The 18,798-nt window shown below is 69.1% G+C and carries 17 protein-coding genes and 1 tRNA gene; 7 read left to right on the top strand and 11 right to left on the bottom strand.

The features are described from left to right. Window positions 1-146: 146 nt before the first annotated feature. From J7E87_RS12245 to J7E87_RS12220, 6 genes are all read left to right on the top strand, one after another. Complete coding sequence (locus J7E87_RS12245; RefSeq protein WP_215093262.1) at window positions 147-1,112, top strand: ABC transporter ATP-binding protein; 966 nt, start codon at window positions 147-149, stop codon at window positions 1,110-1,112. After that, window positions 1,109-2,011: an ABC transporter permease gene (locus tag J7E87_RS12240; RefSeq protein WP_215093019.1), complete on the top strand. Its 903-nt coding sequence runs from the start codon at window positions 1,109-1,111 to the stop codon at window positions 2,009-2,011. The genes J7E87_RS12245 and J7E87_RS12240 overlap by 4 nt, the downstream gene beginning before the upstream one ends. Continuing rightward, on the top strand, window positions 2,008-2,919 hold the full coding sequence (locus tag J7E87_RS12235) for an ABC transporter ATP-binding protein (protein ID WP_215093016.1): 912 nt from the start codon (window positions 2,008-2,010) through the stop codon (window positions 2,917-2,919). Before J7E87_RS12240 ends, J7E87_RS12235 begins: the two co-directional genes overlap by 4 nt. 17 nt (window positions 2,920-2,936) lie before the next feature. Next, a complete protein-coding gene (locus tag J7E87_RS12230) occupies window positions 2,937-3,656 on the top strand; it encodes an ABC transporter permease subunit (RefSeq protein WP_215093014.1) in 720 nt (239 codons plus the stop codon). Window positions 3,657-3,929: 273 nt separating this feature from the next. Then, window positions 3,930-4,637 (top strand): hypothetical protein, encoded by a 708-nt coding sequence (locus tag J7E87_RS12225; RefSeq protein ID WP_215093012.1) that lies wholly within the window; start codon window positions 3,930-3,932, stop codon window positions 4,635-4,637. 356 nt (window positions 4,638-4,993) lie between these two features. Further along, window positions 4,994-5,081: transfer RNA gene (locus J7E87_RS12220), tRNA-Ser, on the top strand. A 47-nt stretch (window positions 5,082-5,128) separates the two neighbouring features. Here J7E87_RS12220 and J7E87_RS12215 read toward each other — a convergent pair. From J7E87_RS12215 to J7E87_RS12175, 9 genes are all read right to left on the bottom strand, one after another. Further along, entirely contained in the window at window positions 5,129-5,932 is an 804-nt protein-coding gene (locus J7E87_RS12215) for an HAD family hydrolase (RefSeq protein ID WP_215093010.1), read from the bottom strand. Further along, the gene (serS, locus tag J7E87_RS12210) at window positions 5,929-7,206 is read right to left on the bottom strand and encodes a serine--tRNA ligase (RefSeq protein WP_215093008.1); all 1,278 of its coding nucleotides are present in this window, start codon (window positions 7,204-7,206) and stop codon (window positions 5,929-5,931) included. The genes J7E87_RS12215 and serS overlap by 4 nt, the downstream gene beginning before the upstream one ends. Window positions 7,207-7,796: 590 nt before the next feature. Continuing rightward, complete coding sequence (gene pheA, locus J7E87_RS12205; protein WP_215093006.1) at window positions 7,797-8,732, bottom strand: prephenate dehydratase; 936 nt, start codon at window positions 8,730-8,732, stop codon at window positions 7,797-7,799. Window positions 8,733-8,759: 27 nt separating this feature from the next. Beyond that, window positions 8,760-10,004 (bottom strand): iron uptake transporter deferrochelatase/peroxidase subunit, encoded by a 1,245-nt coding sequence (gene efeB / locus J7E87_RS12200; RefSeq protein ID WP_308312920.1) that lies wholly within the window; start codon window positions 10,002-10,004, stop codon window positions 8,760-8,762. A gap of 127 nt (window positions 10,005-10,131) precedes the next feature. Next, window positions 10,132-12,042 (bottom strand): copper resistance protein CopC, encoded by a 1,911-nt coding sequence (locus J7E87_RS12195; protein ID WP_215093002.1) that lies wholly within the window; start codon window positions 12,040-12,042, stop codon window positions 10,132-10,134. A gap of 15 nt (window positions 12,043-12,057) precedes the next feature. After that, the gene (locus tag J7E87_RS12190; RefSeq protein WP_215093000.1) at window positions 12,058-12,543 is read right to left on the bottom strand and encodes a copper chaperone PCu(A)C; all 486 of its coding nucleotides are present in this window, start codon (window positions 12,541-12,543) and stop codon (window positions 12,058-12,060) included. After that, on the bottom strand, window positions 12,540-13,193 hold the full coding sequence (locus J7E87_RS12185) for an SCO family protein (RefSeq protein ID WP_215092998.1): 654 nt from the start codon (window positions 13,191-13,193) through the stop codon (window positions 12,540-12,542). The genes J7E87_RS12190 and J7E87_RS12185 overlap by 4 nt, the downstream gene beginning before the upstream one ends. Window positions 13,194-13,237: 44 nt before the next feature. After that, the gene (locus tag J7E87_RS12180) at window positions 13,238-13,984 is read right to left on the bottom strand and encodes a YcnI family protein (protein WP_215092996.1); all 747 of its coding nucleotides are present in this window, start codon (window positions 13,982-13,984) and stop codon (window positions 13,238-13,240) included. A gap of 96 nt (window positions 13,985-14,080) precedes the next feature. Beyond that, entirely contained in the window at window positions 14,081-14,866 is a 786-nt protein-coding gene (locus J7E87_RS12175) for a hypothetical protein (RefSeq protein ID WP_215092994.1), read from the bottom strand. A 192-nt stretch (window positions 14,867-15,058) separates the two neighbouring features. Between J7E87_RS12175 and J7E87_RS12170 the strand changes: the two genes are divergently transcribed. After that, window positions 15,059-15,517, top strand: a complete 459-nt coding sequence (locus tag J7E87_RS12170; RefSeq protein ID WP_215092993.1) for an ATP-binding protein — start codon at window positions 15,059-15,061, stop codon at window positions 15,515-15,517. A 68-nt stretch (window positions 15,518-15,585) separates the two neighbouring features. Here J7E87_RS12170 and J7E87_RS12165 read toward each other — a convergent pair whose 3' ends face one another. Both J7E87_RS12165 and J7E87_RS12160 read right to left on the bottom strand, forming a co-directional pair. Further along, window positions 15,586-17,043 carry an aminopeptidase P family protein gene (locus J7E87_RS12165; protein WP_215092991.1) on the bottom strand — a complete coding sequence of 486 codons (1,458 nt, stop codon included), beginning with the start codon at window positions 17,041-17,043 and terminating at the stop codon, window positions 15,586-15,588. A gap of 89 nt (window positions 17,044-17,132) precedes the next feature. Further along, complete coding sequence (locus J7E87_RS12160) at window positions 17,133-18,683, bottom strand: PP2C family protein-serine/threonine phosphatase (RefSeq protein WP_215092989.1); 1,551 nt, start codon at window positions 18,681-18,683, stop codon at window positions 17,133-17,135. Window positions 18,684-18,798 lie beyond the last annotated feature (115 nt).

The raw sequence follows: 18,798 nt of genomic DNA, 5'->3' as shown, positions 1-18,798 counted from the left end.
CTGCGATCACTGGCCTGTGGACAACCGCGCCCCTGTTCACTTTCGTCGCTGCCCCCTACGGGTCCGTACCTCTTGAGTCGGACACCGATCCAGCCGCCAGGGCTGACGTCCCATGTGTCGTGCGCCACTACCTTCGAATTGTGACTGTGATCGCGACCGAAAGCCTGAGCAAGCGGTTCCCCAGGGTGACCGCGCTTGACCGGCTCTCCTTGGACATCGGACCCGGTGTGACCGGACTGGTGGGCGCCAACGGAGCCGGCAAGTCCACTTTGATCAAGATCCTGCTGGGTCTGTCCCCCGCCACGGAAGGCCGGGCCGCGGTGCTCGGCCTCGACGTCGCCACGAGCGGTGCCGCCATCCGCGAACAGGTGGGGTACATGCCCGAGCACGACTGCCTGCCGCCCGACGTCTCGGCCACCGAGTTCGTCGTCCATATGGCGCGCATGTCCGGGCTGCCGCCGACGGCCGCCCGGGAGCGCACCGCGGACACTTTGCGCCATGTCGGCCTCTACGAGGAGCGGTACCGCCCCATCGGCGGCTACTCGACCGGCATGAAGCAGCGCGTCAAACTCGCGCAGGCCCTCGTCCACGACCCGAAGCTGGTCCTCCTGGACGAGCCGACCAACGGCCTCGACCCGGTGGGCCGCGACGAGATGCTGGGCCTGATCCGCCGCGTCCACACCGACTTCGGCATCTCGGTCCTGGTCACCTCGCACCTCCTCGGCGAGCTCGAGCGCACCAGTGACCATGTCGTCGTCATCGACGGCGGCACCCTGCTGCGCTCCAGCTCCACCAGTGACTTCACCCAGATCACCACGACCCTCGCGGTCGAGGTCACCGACACGGACACGCATCCCGACGGCACCGCGGTGCTCCGTAAGGCACTCGCCGCCGCCGGAATCACGCTCCACGCGCGCGTGGAGGACGGTCTGCCCGGCGCCGGCCACATCCTGCTCGTCGAGGCGACGGGCGAGGAGACGTACGACGTCGTACGCGACACAGTCGCCGGGCTCGGCCTCGGACTCGTACGGATGGAACAACGCCGCCACCACATCGCGGAGGTCTTCCGTCCGGAGGCGGCGGCACAGCCCACGGAGGTGCAGGCGCGATGAGTATCGAGACCACCGGGATCCAGAAGGACACCACCCGGATCCACAACATCGGATACCGGAACTACGAAGGCCCGCGGCTCGGCCGTGCGTACGCGCGCCGTTCCCTTTACTCGCAGTCGTTGCGCGGTGCCTACGGACTTGGCCGCTCGGCCAAGTCCAAGGTGCTGCCGATGATCCTCTTCGCGGTGATGTGCCTGCCCGCGGCGATCATCGTCGCGGTCGCCGTCGCCACGAAGCTCAAGGACCTCCCCCTCGACTACACCCGCTACGCAATCGTCACGCAGGCGGTCATCGGCCTCTTCCTGGCCGCACAGGCTCCGCAGTCCGTCTCCCGCGATCTGCGCTTCAAGTCGGTGCCGCTGTACTTCTCGCGCCCGATCGAGCGCATCGACTACGTCCTGGCCAAGTACGGGGCGATGGCCTCGGCGCTGTTCGTACTCACCGCGGCGCCGCTGGTCATCCTCTACGTCGGCTCGCTGCTCGCCAAGATGGACTTCGCGGACCAGACGAAAGGCTTCGGCCAGGGCATGGTCTCCGTGGCGCTCCTGTCCGTGCTCTTCGGCGGCCTCGGCCTGGTGATGGCCGCCCTCACGCCGCGCCGCGGCTTCGGCGTCGCCGCCGTGATCGCGACGCTGACCATCACGTACGGCGCCGTCTCCACCGTCCAGGCGATCGCCTGGGAGACCGGATCGCCCGGAGTGATCAAGTGGCTCGGCCTCTTCTCGCCGGTCACGCTCGTCGACGGCGTACAGACCGCGTTCCTGGGCGCGACCTCGGCCTTCCCGGGCGAGGCGGGACCGGGAGCCGGTGCGGGCGTGGTCTATCTGCTCGTCGTTCTCGCGCTCGTCCTCGGCTCGTACGCCGTACTGATGCGCCGCTACCGAAAGGTCGGGCTGTGACTACCATCAACATCGAGCACACCTCACGGTGGTTCGGGAATGTCGTGGCCGTCAACGACGTGACCATGACGATCGGCCCGGGCGTCACCGGTCTGCTCGGCCCCAACGGCGCCGGAAAGTCAACGCTCATCAACATGATGGGTGGTTTCCTCGCCCCCTCGACGGGAAGCGTCACGCTCGACGGTCGGACGATCTGGCGCAACGAGTCCGTCTACCGGCAGATCGGCGTCGTACCGGAGCGGGAAGCGATGTACGACTTCCTCACCGGCCGCGAATTCGTCGTCGCCAACGCCGAGTTGCACGATCTGGGCGCCAAGGAGGCCCAGCGGGCGCTGGCCACCGTCGAGATGGAGTATGCGCAGGACCGCAAGATCGCGACGTACAGCAAGGGCATGCGGCAGCGGGTGAAGATGGCATCGGCGCTGGTCCACGAGCCTTCCGTGCTGCTCCTCGACGAGCCCTTCAACGGCATGGACCCCCGCCAGCGGATGCAGCTGATGGACCTGCTGCGCCGGATGGGCGGCGAAGGCCGTACGGTCCTCTTCTCCTCCCACATCCTGGAGGAGGTCGAGCAGCTCGCCTCCCATATCGAGGTGATCGTGGCCGGCCGGCATGCCGCCTCCGGCGACTTCCGCAAGATCCGTCGGCTGATGACGGACCGGCCGCACCGCTACCTCGTACGGTCCAGCGACGACCGGGCGCTCGCCGCGGCCCTGATCGCCGACCCGTCGACGGCGGGCATCGAGGTCGACCTGGCCGAGGGCGCGCTGCGCATTCAGGCCGTCGACTTCGGCCGGTTCACCGAACTGCTGCCGCGGGTCGCCCGCGAGCACTCCATCCGGCTGCTGACGGTCTCGCCCTCGGACGAGTCCCTCGAGTCGGTCTTCTCATACCTCGTAGCGGCCTGAAAGGAGCTGTGACGCAGATGTACAACCCCACAGTCGCCCGGCTCACCTATCGGGCCGTGCTCGGCAGGCGCCGGGCAGCGATCCTGTTCGTACTGCCCGGACTGCTGCTGCTCATCGCGGCGGCGGTACGGAGCTTCAACGGCGTGGACGACCAGGTCGCCGCGGATGTCCTGGGCGGGTTCGCCATCGCCACGATGGTGCCGCTGATCGGCGTGATCGCGGGCACCGGGTCGATCGGGCCCGAGATCGACGACGGGTCGATCGTCTATCTGCTGGCCAAGCCGGTGAAGCGGCCGACGATCATCGTCACAAAACTGACCGTGGCCATCGCGATCACGATGGCCTTCTCGGCGGTGCCCACGCTGATCGCCGGATTCATCCTGAACGGCAACGGCCAGCAGGTCGCGGTGGCGTACACGGTGGCGGCGCTGGTCGCCTCGATCGCGTACAGCGCGCTGTTCCTGCTGCTCGGGACGGTCAGCCGGCATGCGGTGGTGATCGGACTCGTCTACGCGCTGGTGTGGGAGACGCTGTTCGGCAGCCTGGTGCCGGGGGCGCGCACGCTGAGCGTCCAGCAGTGGTCGCTGTCGCTCGCCGAGAAGATCGGCGGGGAAGGCCTGATCGGCTCGGACGTGGGGCTGCCGCTGGCGGTGGCGCTGCTGGCGGGGGTCACGGTGGTCGCGACGTGGTACGCGGGGCAGAAGCTGAGGGTGCTGAAGCTCGCCGGCGAGGAGTGACGCGCCGGGCCCATGTCTCTTGGGTGTCAACCCCTGTCCGATGGGCGGGGGTTGACGCATATCCGCGTAACTGTACCTTATCGGCTCGTTGTCCACTGTGCGTGGAGGCAACTGGAGTTCGTAGCGACGAGAGTTCGTGAAACTGGGGATTGCCGGTGCCGGATCGAAAGCCGGGCCGGTCATTGGGTGAGTAGCACCGTGAGCCGACCTCCACCCCTGAAGCCCGGGGAGCAGGGCCGTCCATGATCGGTTTTGCGAACGGAAGGCATTTTCATGCCATCGGAAGTCGCCCTGCTCGAGTCGCGCGCGATGCGCGACGAGCACCAGGGGCGTGTCGAAGTCCTGGACAAGGTGAAGGCGCTTGTCACGCTCCCGGACGGAATTCACCTCCGCACAGAGGATGTGGCCCGCTATTTCGAAATCCACAGGGACGCTGTCCACAGCGTCGTCAAGCGCCATCGTGACGAGCTGAAAGCCAATGGCTTGATCACTCTCAAGGGCTCTGAACTGCAGAGATTCCATATGGCCGTTCTGGCCACATGGGACGAGAGTTATCCACAGGCGGGCGCCCAACTCCGGCTCTACACCCGCCGGACCGTGCTCAACATCGCGATGCTTCTTCGCGACAGCGACATCGCCCGCTGCGTCCGCACGTACCTCCTCGACGCCGAGGAGGAAGGCGGCCGGCGCCAGGGTTACGCATCCCTCGACCGGCGCGTCACCAAGGTCGAGGCGAACCTGGACACCGTCGGACACGCGCTCCAGGAACTCGGCCCCGTGATCAACGGGATCTCGGTGCGGCTCGACCGTCTCGACCGGCGGCTCGACGCCACCAATCAGGTCGTCGGGGCGATGAGCAACCGGCTCTGCGACCTCTCCGACGACATGCGGCGGATGGAGCGCCGGATGGACAGCAGGATGGACGACGTCGCCCATCAGCTGAGGGAACTGCAGCGCGGCCAGCGGCGTAAGCGCCGCTGATCCCGGTTCGCGGTCCGCGCCTGCCGCACACCTCCGGTCGCGGGCCGCGAGCATCTGCCCGTTCCCCCAGTCCAGGCCCCGGGCCGTATGGTGACCCGCCGCCTGGAAAATCAGTGGCTTCGAAGCGTCGCCCGGGGCACAGTAGTTGAGCCGGCGCACGCCAGTGCGACCGACGCCACCGACCGGGAGAGGAGCGCGGCGATGACCGAGAGTACGAGTGCGAGTCCGTCGAGCTCCCAACAGGGCAGCGCCGGGCAGGCAGCGGAGTAGCCACCGATCACTCCGCACAGCCGCCCGCAGGCAGCGGCCCGGGGGCGGCCGCTTCGAGCGCGCATCCGCGCGGGCCGCCCCCTCCCGGAGGATTGGCCGAGTGGTAAGGCAGCGGCTTGCTAAGCCGTCGTCGGGGCCGCAAACCCCGCGCGCGTTCGATCCGCGCATCCTCCGCACACCGTGCAGCACTGCTGAACCGCATACCGCTGCACCGCGGCGCGTCAGCCCTGAAGCAGCTGTTCCAGCACCACCGCAATGCCGTCGTGCTCGTTCGACGCCGTGATCTCGTGCGCCACGGCCTTCAGCTCATCGTGGGCATTGGCCATCGCCACCCCGCGCGCCGCCCAGCCGAACATCGGGATGTCGTTCGGCATGTCACCGAACGCGATCGTGTCCGCCGCCCGCAGCCCGAGCCGCCGCGCCGCCAGCGACAGCCCCGTCGCCTTGCTCAGCCCGAGCGGCAGTATCTCCACCACGCCCGAGCCGGCCATCACCACGTCCACCAAGGCGCCGACCGTGGCCCTGGCCACCCTCGCCAGCGCGTCGTCGTCGAGCTCCGGATGCTGGATGTAGACCTTGTTGATCGGCGCGGACCACAGTTCGGAGGGGTCCTCGAACGCCACCACCGGCAGCGGGCTCTCCTGAACCCGGTAGCCGGCGCCGACCAGCACCTCGCCGTCGAGCCCGTCGCGACTCGCGGCCAGCGCGAGCGGGCCGACCTCCGCCTCGATCTTGGAGAGCGCAAGACCGGCCAGCTGCCGGTCCAGGGTCACGGACGTCAGCAGCCGGTGCTCGCCCGCGTGGTAGACCTGCGCGCCCTGACCGCAGACCGCGAGGCCGTCGTACCCCAGGTCGTCCAGGATGTGCCGGGTCCACGGAACAGCCCGTCCGGTGACGATGATGTGCGCGGCGCCCGCCGCCGTGGCCGCGGCGAGGGCGTCGCGCGTGCGCTCCGAGACCGTGTCGTCGCCGCGCAGCAGCGTGCCGTCGAGATCGGTCGCGACGAGCCGGTAGGGGAACGTCACTTGGCGACCGGCGCCAGCACTTCACGCCCGCCCAGGTACGGACGGAGCACCTCGGGCACCCGCACCGAACCGTCCGCCAGCTGGTGGTTCTCCAGGATCGCCACGATCGTGCGCGGTACGGCGCACAGCGTGCCGTTCAGCGTCGCCAGCGGCTGCACCTTCTTGCCGTCTCGCATACGGACCGACAGGCGGCGCGCCTGGAAGCTGTCGCAGTTCGACGCCGAGGTCAGCTCGCGGTACTTGCCCTGGGTCGGGATCCACGCCTCGCAGTCGAACTTGCGGGAGGCGGACGCGCCGAGGTCGCCGGTCGCCACGTCGATCACCTGGAAGGGCAGCTCCAGGCCGGTCAGCCACTGCTTCTCCCAGTCCAGGAGCCGCTTGTGCTCGGCCTCCGCGTCCCCGGGAGCGACATACGAGAACATCTCGACCTTGTCGAACTGATGCACCCGGAAGATCCCGCGGGTGTCCTTGCCGTACGTCCCGGCCTCGCGGCGGAAGCACGGCGAGAAGCCGGCGTACCGCAGCGGCAACTTGTCGGCCTCGATGATCTCGTCCATGTGGTAGGCCGCGAGGGGGACCTCGGAGGTGCCGACCAGGTAGAGGTCGTCCTTCTCCAGGTGGTAGACGTTCTCGGCGGCCTGGCCGAGGAAGCCGGTGCCCTCCATGGCGCGGGGGCGGACCAGGGCGGGGGTCAGCATCGGGACGAAGCCGGCCTCGGTGGCCTGCGCGATCGCGGCGTTGACCAGTGCGAGCTCGAGCAGCGCGCCGACACCCGTCAGGTAGTAGAAGCGCGAGCCCGACACCTTGGCGCCGCGCTCGACGTCGATGGCGCCGAGCGCCTCGCCGAGTTCCAGATGGTCCTTGGGCTGGAAGCCCTCGGCGCCGAAGTCGCGGATCGTGCCGTGCGTCTCGAGGACGACGAAGTCCTCCTCGCCGCCGACCGGGACATCCTCGTGGACGATGTTCCCGAGCTGGAGCACCAGCCGCTTGGTCTCTTCGTCGGCCTCGTTCTGTTCGGCGTCGGCCGACTTCACGTCGGCCTTCAGCTGCTCGGCCCTCTTCAGCAGCTCGGCACGCTCTTCCGGAGTGGCCTTGGGGATGAGCTTGCCGAGCGACTTCTGCTCGGAGCGCAGCTCGTCGAAGCGGAGGCCGGACGACCTGCGCCGCTCATCGGCGGTGAGCAGGGCGTCGACGAGGGCGACGTCCTCTCCACGGGCGCGCTGGGAGGCGCGAACACGGTCGGGGTCCTCACGGAGCAGGCGAAGGTCAATCACCCCACCAGGCTACCGGTGCGGACTGACGGCACCCCACCCGATATTGCCTTGCGTGTCCTTTTGTCCATATTGCTTCAATTGTCGGAATTTGAAAGGACGGTAAATCGGGTGCCGATTGAGCGCGCAAGCGTCAATAAACGCGCCGCTATTCGCCGAAATGGGCCATGAGGTGAGTGGTGGCATTGACCCACACCCTTGGAGGGGTTGGAGGCTCACGCTCCCCTTGTCCACAGGGATGCCACTCCCCGCAAGGTTATCCACAGGCTGTGTGTGAGATCTGTGGACCACGGAAAGCCACGGAAAAGATCGTTTTCAGCGCCGTGCGTGCGCCGGAGGATTCCCCACCCAAACGCACCTCACACACTCATTCGGGTGGGAATTCCTCGCCCTAAGGAGTTGATCAACGGAATTGAGGTGACAGGGGGCACCCTGCGGCCCTGTGGACGGAAGTGGGGCGAGTGAGCCGATTTGTCGACCATGTCGGCTTGTGTTGTCGACTTGTCCCCAGGTCGAGAAGCACTCCTGTGGATAACTTCTGTGGACAACAAAAATCTGCAGGTAGGACCGGGACGTAGGCCTCCCGCGTCCCCTCAGGCCCGGCCGTCCTGGCAGCGCGCCAGCCAGTCCGACGCCGCTGTGAACTCCGCGTCTGACGTCCCCGCGCGCAGCTCCTTTACATCCCCCACCGCCACACCCGCCCGCGGGTACGAACCGAGGAACCGCACCTTCGGGCAGATCCGCTTCAGCCCCATCAGCGCCTCGCCCACCCGCCGGTCCGCGATGTGGCCCTCGGCGTCCACGGCGAAGCAGTAGTTCCCGATTCCCGCACCCGTCGGCCGCGACTGGATCAGCATCAGGTTGACCCCACGCACAGCGAACTCCTGCAGCAGCTCGAGCAGCGCACCCGGGTGGTCGTCGCCCAGCCAGATGACCACCGATGTCTTGTCCGCGCCGGTCGGTGCCGCCGGCCTGGCGTGCCGGCCCACCAGTACGAAGCGGGTCTCCGCGTTCTCCGCGTCGTGGATCTCGGTGACCAGCGGCTCGAGCCCGTACGGCGCCGCCGCGAACTCGCCCGCGAAGGCCGCGTCGAACCGCCCCTCCTGCACCAGCCGTGCGCCGTCCGCGTTCGAGGCCGCCGACTCCCACAGCGCGTCGGGCAGGTTGTTCCGCAGCCAGTTCCGCACCTGCGGCTGGGCAACCGGGTGCCCGGTCACCGTCTTCACCTCGGACAGCTTGGTGCCCGGCCGTACCAGCAGCGCGAAGGCGATGGGCAGCAGCACCTCGCGGTAGATCATCAGCGGCTCGCCGGAGGCCAGCTCGTCGAGGGTCGCGGTGACGCCGCCCTCCACGGAGTTCTCGATCGGTACGAGGGCGGCTGCGGCGTCCCCGTTGCGTACGGCATCGAGCGCAGCCGGCACGGACACCATCGGGACGAGTTCCCTGGTGGCGGCTTCGGGGAGCGTGCGCAGGGCGGCTTCGGTGAAGGTGCCCTCGGGACCGAGATACGTGTAGCGCGTGGCCGACATACCGTCACCCTAATGGGCCGCGATGATTCACGACTCCAGAAGCCGCTGCCCCACGTACTCGCCCTTCTTGGGCCCGCCCGGCACCGCGAACAGCCCGCTGGCCTCGTGCCGGATGAACGGCGACAGCGCATCGCCGCGGTCGAGCTTGCGCTGTACCGGCACGAAGCCGCGCAGCGGATCGGCCTGCCAGCAGACGAAGAGCAGGCCCGCGTCCGGCGTCCCGTCGGGGTCGATCCCGTCATGGAACGAGAACGGCCGCCGCAGCATCGCCGCACCGCCGTTCTGCTCGGGCGCGGAGATCCGCGCATGGGCGTTGTCGGGGATCACCAGTTTCCCGTCAGGCCCTGTCCTGTCGAGCGCGAGCTCCGTCGTCTCGGTGCCGCCGGTCAGCGGCGCACCGTCGGACTTGCGCCGGCCGATGACCCGCTCCTGCTTCGTCGGCGAGAGCTTCTCCCAGTCGTCGAGCAGCATCCGGATCCTGCGTACGACGGCGTACGAGCCGTCTGCCAGCCATGCGTACTTCGTCCCGGACGGCACGAAGATCCGCCGGTCGAAGTCGGCTTCGGACGGTTTGGGGTTGCGCGTGCCGTCAACCTGGCCCATCAGATTGCGGGCGGTCATCGGCCTGCCGGTGGCCCCCGGAGAACGGTTGAACCCGTTCATCTGCCAGCGCACCCTGGCCGCTTCGCCCGCCGCCTTCTGGATCGCGCGCAGCGCGTGGAAGGCCACCAGAGCGTCGTCCGAGCCGATCTGCACCCACAGATCACCGTTGCTGCGCCTGTCGTCCAGCTGGTCGGAGGAGAAGGCGGGCAGCGGATCCAGCTCCGCCGGGCGCTGCGTCACCAGCCCCGTACGGTCGAAGAAGGTGCGGCCGAAGCCGAAGGTGATCGTCAGCGACGAGGGACCGGCGTCCAGTGCGACGCCCGTGTCGCCGTCGCCGGCCGCCCTGCCCGCCATCAGTTCGGCGGCGAGCGTGGACCACCTGCGCATCAGCGCGGCGGCTTCCCTGCGGCCCGCTCCCGGCGCGAGGTCGAAGGCGATCAGATGGCCGCGGGCCTGCAGGGGCGTGGTGATGCCCGACTGGTGCTCGCCGTGGAACGCGACGGTGGCCGAGCCGACGGTCGTCAGCGCGGTGGGGGCGTCGCCGGAGGCGGCGGCGTGCGCTGCGGCCCCGCCCGCAGCCCCCAGCACCAGCCCGGTAGCGCCCGCCGCGCCGACGGCGCCGAGCAGCCGCCGCCTGGAGATGTCGTTGTCGCTCGCGGTGTCGCTCACCGAGTCGCTCGCGGTGTCGCTCGCGGTGTCGCTCACCGGGTCGTGCGCGGGGCCACTCCCGCCGCCATTTACGCGGTCATTCACGCCGCCGCTCACGCGGTCTTTCACGGGATCACTCACGGGTACGTCAGCCGATCTTCACGTTCTTGTCGATGGTCGTCTGGTCGATGTCGGAGGTTCGTACGGTCACCTGGACCTGCCACTTGCCCGGCATCGGGATCTGTACCGCGCCCGAGCTCCAGTGTCCGGCCGTCAGGCGGTCGGGCGTGATCGGCAGCGGGCCGATCTGCTTGGCCTTGAGGGTGAAGGAGACCTTCACCTCGGGCGCGTCCAGGGGCTTTCCGTCCGGGGTGTCGATCCAGACGTGCATCTCGTTGGCGCCGGGGGTTGCCGGATCGAGGCTGAGGCGCACCGTCCCCTTGCCGTTCCGGCCGCCGGTGTCGAAGGGCATTTTGATCTCGGTGGGGCCTTCGGGCACGGTCGCGGCCGCCTGGGAACCTCCGGTCCGGGCAGCCTCTTCTTCCGTACGGCCGGGTTCGGTGGCCGTCAGCACGGTGGTCACGGCCAGCAGCACCACCGCGACACCCGCCTCGGCCAGCACAGATCGGCGCAGTCCGGAACGCGAGGGGTCGGCGTCCCGTGCCTTCTGCTTCTGAGCGGTGGCCACCGCGGCCTTCTGGCGGGTGAGTTGAGCCGCCCGCTCGCGGTCGGACGAGTCTGCCGCTTCCTCTGCTCCCTCTGCTTCCTCGGCGTTGGCCTCCGTCGGCTCCTGCGCCGAGGCCGTCGCCTCCCCGAGCTGCGCCGTCCACCGCCGCGAGATCCACGCGACACCGACCATGACGACGACCAGCCCGATCTTGACCAGCAGCAGCTGCCCGTACGACGTTCCGGTCAGCGCCGACCACGAACCGACCTGCCGCCAGGACTGGTAGAGCCCGGTTGCGGCGAGCACGACGACGCTGGTGAACGCGACCCCGGAGAACCGGCGCACCGCCGCCCGCTCGATCGACGGCGCCCGGTAGAGCGCGGTCAGCAGCGCCGCGAGCCCGCCGAGCCAGGTGGCCACGGCCAGAAGATGCAGTACATCCACGGGCATCGCGAGCCCGGGCTGAATGCCGGTCGATGCGTGCTCCGACAGCGCCCAGGTCCCGGCGATCCCGGCCGCGACGACCGTGCCGCCGATGGCGAGACCGAAGGTGAGGTCCTTCTTCTCGGCCTCGTCCTCACGCTTCGCGTACGCCCCGAACAGCACGGCGACGAACAGCGCGGCCGCCCCGAGCAGCAGCAGCCGGGAGATCAACGCCGCCCCGGTCTTGGTCTCCAGGACGTCCCGCAGCCCGCCGAGGTCGAAGGCGTCCGCCAGTTTTCCGGAGCCGGTATAGGGGGTGCGCAGCAGAAGCGTCGCGAGGGTGGCCGCGGTGAGCGTCACCCAGCCCTGTACGACGAGGCGTTGCAGCGGGCGTACGGAAGCGCCGCGCTGCCAGCACAGCAGCACGAAGGCCGCGCCGCCGGCCAGCAGCACGAAGCCCGCGTACGAGGCGTAGCGCGCGATGTCGTAGAGGACGCCGACGAAGCCTCCGCCGATCTCCCTGTCGGGCAGGGCGACGGTAGTCTTGGAGGGTGCTCCGATGGAGAAGGTGAAGGCGCCGGAGACGGGATGGCTGTCGGCCGAAATGGCCTGCCAGGCCACGGTGTAGGTGCCGTTGGGCAGTCCGGGCAGCAGATCGACGCCGTAGCTGACCGTGCCACCGGCGCTCAGATCACGGATCTTCGCCTTGTCGGAGCGTTTGCCGCTGGGTTCGAGAACCCGGATCGAGTCGTTCCCCATGGCGACCTGCTCGGAGAAGGTGAGCGTGACTTCCTTGGGGGCGGTGGCGACCACCGCCCCGTCCTTCGGGTTGCTCCCGGTCAGCGCGGCGTGCGCCGACGCGGGACTCGCGCCGGCCAGGAGTGCGCCGAGAAGCGTGCCGATGAGCACGGCGGCGGCGAGCAGCAGCCTGACCGGGGAAGGGCCGAAGCGCGGGGCGGTGGCTGTCATGGCGTGATCAGTCCCTCAGTGCTCGTGCTTCATCGGGTTGTACGTGGGCTCCTTCACGGGAAGTTCGACCTTGATCGGGCCGGACTTCTCGAAACGCAGCTCCACGGCGACCTTCTCGCCCTGCTTCGGCTTCTGCTTGAGCTTCATGAACATGATGTGGCTTCCACCGCGTTCGAGATCGAGCTCGCCGTCCGCAGGCACGTCGAAGGCATTCACCTCCTGCATCTTCTGGTTGTTCGTTTCGTGGATCGTGATGTCGTCCGAGATGTCACTGGTGACGGAGGTGAGCTTGTCCGCGCCGCCTCCGCTGTTCCGTACGGTCAGAAACCCGGCCGCCATGTCGTCCCCCACGGGCTGCGGCATGAACGCGCCGCTGACCTTCAACTCGGGCCCGTTGCCGGACGAGGTGGAACAACCCGCCAGCGCCGCCCCCGCGGTCAGGGCTATGACGGAGGCGAGGACGGGGGCGAGAGCGGAGGCGGAGGTTGCGCGGCGGTTCATGGGTTCTCCCCACGGACGAGCTTCGGCAGGTCCTTGGCGTAGTCGTCCACCGTCGTGTCCTCGCCGTACAGCACATAGCCCCTGTCGGTCTTCGGGGAGAACGCGATGACCTGTGCGCCGTGCATGGAGACGACCGAGCCGTCCTTCTCCTTCTTCGGCGGGTCGATGCCGATGCCCATCTGGCGCGCACCCGCCTGGATCGTCGCGAAATCGCCGGTGAGGCCGGTGAACGACGGGTCGCCCGCGCTGGGCAGCCACTTGGCGAGCTCGGCCGGGGTGTCCCGTTCCGGGTCGGTCGTGACGAAGACGACCTGGAGCTTGTCCTGATCGGCCTTGGGGAGCTGCTTCCTGGCGACGGCGATATTGCTCATCGTCAGCGGGCACACGTCGGGGCAGTGCGTGTAGCCGAAATAGATCAGCGTCGGCTTGCCCTTGGTCCGCTCGCGCAGGTCGTACTTCTTGCCGTGGGTGTCCGTGAGGACGAGGTTCGGCTTGGCGTACGGCTGGTCGAGTACGGTCCCCGGCCGGTTCGCCTGGGCGGAGATCTCGGCGACGGGCCCCTTGCCGGAGTCGTCGCCGCCCGAGCAGGCGGAAAGGGTGAGCCCGGCGGCCACGACGAGCGCGGCCGCGAGCACAGTCTTCTTGCGCATGGAGAAATATCCCAAATGTGGTGTACGGGCCATCATGCGGCGCGTCAGGAGGTGCGGCGGCGTGCGGCCACTACGCCGAAGGCGACACCCGCGGCGCCGACGAGAATGCCCACGATGCCCAGGATGCGTGCCGTGCTGTCGCTGCTGTCGTCGGACGCGGCCTCGGCCTTCTCGTCCTCGTCGTGCCCGGCGTTCTTGGCGTCCTTGCCGTCCGCGGCGGCCGCGTCCGTGGCACCGCCGCCGTGGTGATCCTCGGTGGCTGCCGACAGCTTCAGGACCGGCGCGGGGGACTCGGGCTCCTCAGCGCCCTCCTTGGTCTCCTCGATCCAGCGCACGACCTCTTTGTTGTCGTACGTCTGGAGCGCCTTGAACACCAACTGGTCGGTGTCCTCGGGCAGCTGCCCGAGCGAGACCGGGAACTGCTGGAACTGGCCAGGAGCGATCTTGGAACCGTCCGAGGTCCAGGTGACCTTGGAGACCGCCTCGGTGATCTGCTTGCCGTGCACCTCGAGCGGCTTGGCCAGCTTCGACTTGGTGACCTCGACCTTCCAGCCGGGCACGGGCTGCGGCATCACGGACGCCAGCGGGTGGTCGGTGGGGACGGTGACTTCGAGCTTCACGGTCGAGGCGTTGTCGCGCTCGTTGGGGACCTTGAAGTTGACCGTCGCGTAGCCGCCCTTGGCGGCCTCGCCCTGCGGTTGCACGCTGACGTGCGCGAAGGCGGTACCGGACAGGAGCAGCACGGAGGAGGCGGCGATACCGGACACGACAACGATGCGGGAAACGTTCATGTCAGAGGACACTCCACAGTTCAGGAGAGGTGGATGCGCGCCGCGCACACAGGGGTGCGTCGGCACCGCGGCGCCACTCCCGTCGAGTGGGCCGCGTCAGGCTGCGAGAGCGAGATCCGCGGGAGGCCCGCGCCTGATCACCGTGTGCTGGATCGTCTCCCCGGCTGCCGGCACGGGAGCGTCGCACGACGCCCGGGGAGCGCGCGGATCCACCGTGGGCGCCTGAGAGAGACCGCCCCGCAGCGTCCGTACGAGAGTGAGCGCGGCGCGCAGCGAACGCAGCCACGCCGCCTCGGCCACCTCATGGGCCGAGTCCGCCGACAGCCGCGTCAGCCGTACGAGCGCGAGATCCCCGCGCCGCAACAGCCAGCCGGTCGCGAGCGCGGCCAGCAGATGCCCGAGCAGCATGGGGAGGGTCGGCAGCAGCTGAGGCGAAGCGGCGACGGTCTGCGCCATGTGATCGTGGGCGCCGTGACCGGGCGGGGTGAGGCCCGCGGTGGTGACGATCCGCCGCGCGTCCACGGGGCTCAGCGACGCGGCGCCCGCCCCGCACATCAGCTTCGCGGCCATTCTGATCAGCGCGTCGTCGGCCGTCGGAGCCAGCTGCAGCCGGTGCTGCGCGACCCCGAACAGGGCGTGCAGAGCGAGCTGTCCGACTGTCAGCGCGAGCGCGATGGACGGCAGTGAGCGCGTCCGCCCGGCGAACGGCGCGACCAGCGTGAATACCCCGATGAAGCCTGCCGCCAGCGTCCACCGGGGCACGGCCGCACAGGCGGCCAGCGCATGTCCCGTCGCGGACAGCACGACACAGACCGCGGTGAACACCGCGGCCCTCAGCAGCCGCAGACCGGCGCCGGTGCGTGCAACGGGGATGGACGACATGGCCGGGTCATCATCGCACTGCGGTGGGAGCCGCCGTGCGGCAGGTCCGGAAGATCCGCTTTGGTGACATACATCGCCGCGCGAACCGCGCGCGTCGGCCGAATGAGCGCAATCACGTCAACTGTGTGCTTACGGACCGTGTCTTGCGGCAATACGTATCGGTATGTCGAGCCGCAGCCAGGAGGCTGGAGCATGAGCATCTGGTGGTCTCTCCACTTGCGGCGCGAAGCCGCGAGCGTCCCGCTCGCCCGGCGCCTACTGCTCGGCACCATGGAGACCGCGGGCGTCGACCCCGAAATCTCCTACGATCTGTCGGTCGCCCTCAGCGAAGCCTGTGCGAACGCCGTGGAGCACGGCGGCGGTCAGGGATTCGGCGAAGCCTCTGCCGCATATCGCGTCACCGCCTATCTGGACGGCGAGACGTGCCGTATCGAAGTCGCCGATTCGGGCCCCGGATTCCCCATCCGGCACGGCGGGTGCGCCCCCGCCCTGCCGCAGGCCGCGCCCACCGACGAGAGCGGCCGCGGACTCTGTCTGATCGAGCAGCTCGCCGACCACGTGCACTTCCGCAACCGGCCAGGCCACGGCGCGGTGGTCAGCTTCGACAAGATCCTGAAATGGCGGGAGGACGCGCTGCTCAGGGTCTCCTGAGATCACCTGAGACCACCTGAGTCCTGAGCCGCGCGCCCTCCGCCGTTGTCCCTCGTGTGTCCGAGGGGTCAGCCCTTGAGCGAGGCCATCCAGGCCTCGACCTCGTCGGCCTGCCGCGGCAGCGCCGCCGACAGATTCCGGTTGCCGTCCTCGGTGACCAGGATGTCGTCCTCGATCCGGACCCCGATGCCGCGGTACTCCTCAGGCACCGTCAGGTCGTCCGCCTGGAAGTAGAGCCCGGGCTCCACCGTCAGGCACATGCCCGGCTCCAGAGTCCCCTCGACATACGCCTCGGTGCGCGCGGCGGCGCAGTCGTGGACGTCCATGCCGAGCATGTGGCCGGTGCCGTGCAGGGTCCAGCGGCGCTGCAGACCCAGCTCCAGCACGCGCTCCACCGGTCCTTCGAGCAGGCCCCACTCGACGAGCCGCTCGGCGAGCACTCGCTGCGCGGCGTCGTGGAAGTCGCGGTACTTGGCACCCGGCTTCACGGCCGCGATGCCCGCCTCCTGCGACTCGTACACCGCGTCGTAGATCTTGCGCTGCAGCTCGTTGAAGCGGCCGTTGACCGGGAGCGTGCGCGTGATGTCGGCGGTGTAGAGGGTGTGGGTCTCCACACCGGCGTCCAGCAGCAGAAGCTCCCCCGAGCGGACCGGGCCGTCGTTGCGCACCCAGTGCAGGGTGGTGGCGTGCGGTCCGGCCGCGCAGATCGAGCCGTAGCCGATGTCGTTGCCCTCGACGCGGGCGCGCAGGAAGAAGGTGCCCTCGATGTAGCGCTCGCTGGTCGCCTCGGCCTTGTCCAGGACCTTGACGACGTCCTCGAAGCCGCGCGCCGTGGAGTCGCACGCCTTCTGCAGCTCGCCGATCTCGAACTCGTCCTTCACGGCACGCGCCTCGGAGAGGTATACGCGCAGCTCCTCGTCGCGCTCCGCGGTGACCTTGTCGGTCAGCGCGGCCTCGATGCCGGCGTCGTGACCGCGCACCGCGCGGACAGGTCCGGTCTCCTCGCGCAGCTGCTCAGGCAGTTCGCGCACGTCCTTGGCCGGAATTCCCAGCAGCTGCTCGGCCTCGGCGAGGGAGTGGCGGCGGCCGACCCACAGCTCGCCCTGGCCGGAAAGCCAGAACTCGCCGTTCTCACGGTTGGAGCGGGGCAGCAGGTAGATGGTGGCGCGGTGGCCCTCGCCGTGCGGCTCCAGGACCAGCACACCGTCCTCGGACTGGTCGCCGGTGAGGTACGCGTACTCGGTCGAGGCGCGGAATGCGTACTCGGTGTCATTGGAGCGGGTCTTCAGTTTGCCGGCCGGGATCACCAGCCGCTCGCCCGGGAAACGCTCCGACAGGGCGGCACGGCGGGCGGCGGTGTGCGGGGCCTGGGCGATGGGCTGCAGATCGTGCAGCTCGGTGTCGGCCCAGCCGGTCGTCATGTTCTCGGCGAGCTCGTCCGACACGCCCGGGTACAGGCCGTTCTTGCGCTGCTTGATCGGCTGCTCTTCTTCTTCCGGGATCTCCGGGGTGAGCTCCTGAGCCACGTCTTCTCCTCGATACGACACTGGACCGGCTTCCATCGTATGTGCGACGGGAAGACCGCCCGGTGCCCCTGTGGAAAACGTGTGGGATATCAGTCAAACCGGGCGGCGAGCAGCACCACGTCCTCACCGCCGCAGGCCTCGTCCAGACCTTCCGGAAGCACCGTGCGCAGCACATGGTCGGCGATCACAGCCGGGTCGTAGCGCAGTGACTTCGGCACACTCGCCGCCGCCGCGTGCAGTCGCGCGAACGCCCGGTCCATGGGGTCTCCGGTACGCCGGAGCAACCCGTCCGTGTACAGCAGCACCGTTTCTCCTGGCTCGGGCGACAACTCCACACTCGGCGCCTCCCAGCAGGCAAGCATCCCCAAGGGTGCCGACAGTGACGTCTCGACGAACTCGGTGCGCCGCCCGCCGAGCACCAGCGGCGGCGTGTGTCCCGCCCCGGCCAGCACGATCTTCCTCCTGGCCGGCTCGGCGTATGCGAAGAGAGCGGTGGCGGTCCTGGCCGGTTCGGTCAACCGCAGCAGCAGCTCCAGATCGGACAGTACGGCGACGGGGTCCTCGCCCTCCATCACGGCGTACGCCCGCAGGGATGCCCGCAGCCGCCCCATCGCGGCCAGCGCGCTGGGTCCGGAGCCGCTGACCGAACCAACGGCCAGTCCCAGGGCGCCTTCCGGCAGTGGCAGCGCGTCGTACCAGTCGCCGCCGCCGTGCGGTCCCGTGTGGTGCCTGGCGGCGAGCTGGACGCCGGGCACCCGGGGCAGCCGGCTGGGCAGCAGTTCCTCGGCGACTGTCGTCACGGTGACGCGCGCGTGCTCCAGCTCGAGGAGCCGGGCCAGATGCTCGGTGGCGTAGCGCATATAGAGCCCGACGAGATGGCGCTGGCGCTCCACAGGCGCCGCGGGCTCGTCGTACATCCAGACGGCGGCGCCGAGCGTGCCTGCCGCTTCGGAGGCGAGCGGCTGGGTGTAACTGGCGGCGTAGCCGAGGCGGACGGCCACGTCGCGGTGGCGGGGGTCAAGGGTCGTCTCGGCGAGCAGGTCGGGGTCGGCGACGGCCTCCGGGAGGCCGCCCGGACCGGGGCGACCGTCGGGGAGCCGGCCGTCCATGATCCTGCCGTACGCGGTCGCGTCGCGCGGCACCGTCTCGATATGGCCGAGTTCGGCATGGGTGAGCCCGAGGCCTTTGGTGAGGGCGGGGCCGTGGTCGGGCTCGAAGCAGTCGGCCCGCCAGGAGCCCGGCGCGGGTTCGAGGACGACCATGCCGCGGCGGGCGCCGACCAGGGCGGCCCCGGCGCGCAGCAGTTCATGGAGGGCGTCGTCGAGCGAAGCGGTTCTGGCCAGGCGTTCGGTGAGTTCGTGGAGGGTGGTCAGATCGGAGACCCAGCCGGCCAGCCGGTCCTGAATCACCGCGCCTGGAGGGGGCGCTGAGGCAGAAAGGCCGGGCATGGGTGGGGCAGTGTGCGCGGGAGTGGGAACCGCTGAATCGATTCCAGCCACTTTCGGCAGGTGAGGGGCGCTCATGGCAGCCGGCTTTCCGGCTGGTGCGTTTCGCTCAATAGCATCGCAAACCCCCATGTCATTCTGCGCCGCTATCAATGCATCCACATGTACACGCACACGTAAGGGGATGTCCAGCATTGTCCCAGTGGGATTGGTGGTGTCTACGAGACTGTTAACTTGGCTGAAAAATGGACCCTATGGCGGTAGATTGAGGTCGACTGAGGGCGGTCAGTAGGGCGTCATTCCAAGCGTG

This window comes from Streptomyces sp. ISL-1 (genome assembly GCF_018614585.1).
Classification (GTDB): Bacteria; Actinomycetota; Actinomycetes; order Streptomycetales; family Streptomycetaceae; genus Streptomyces; species Streptomyces maoxianensis.
The sequence above is the reverse complement of the archived record's forward strand: the minus strand, read 5'-3'. Positions and strand labels throughout refer to the sequence as shown.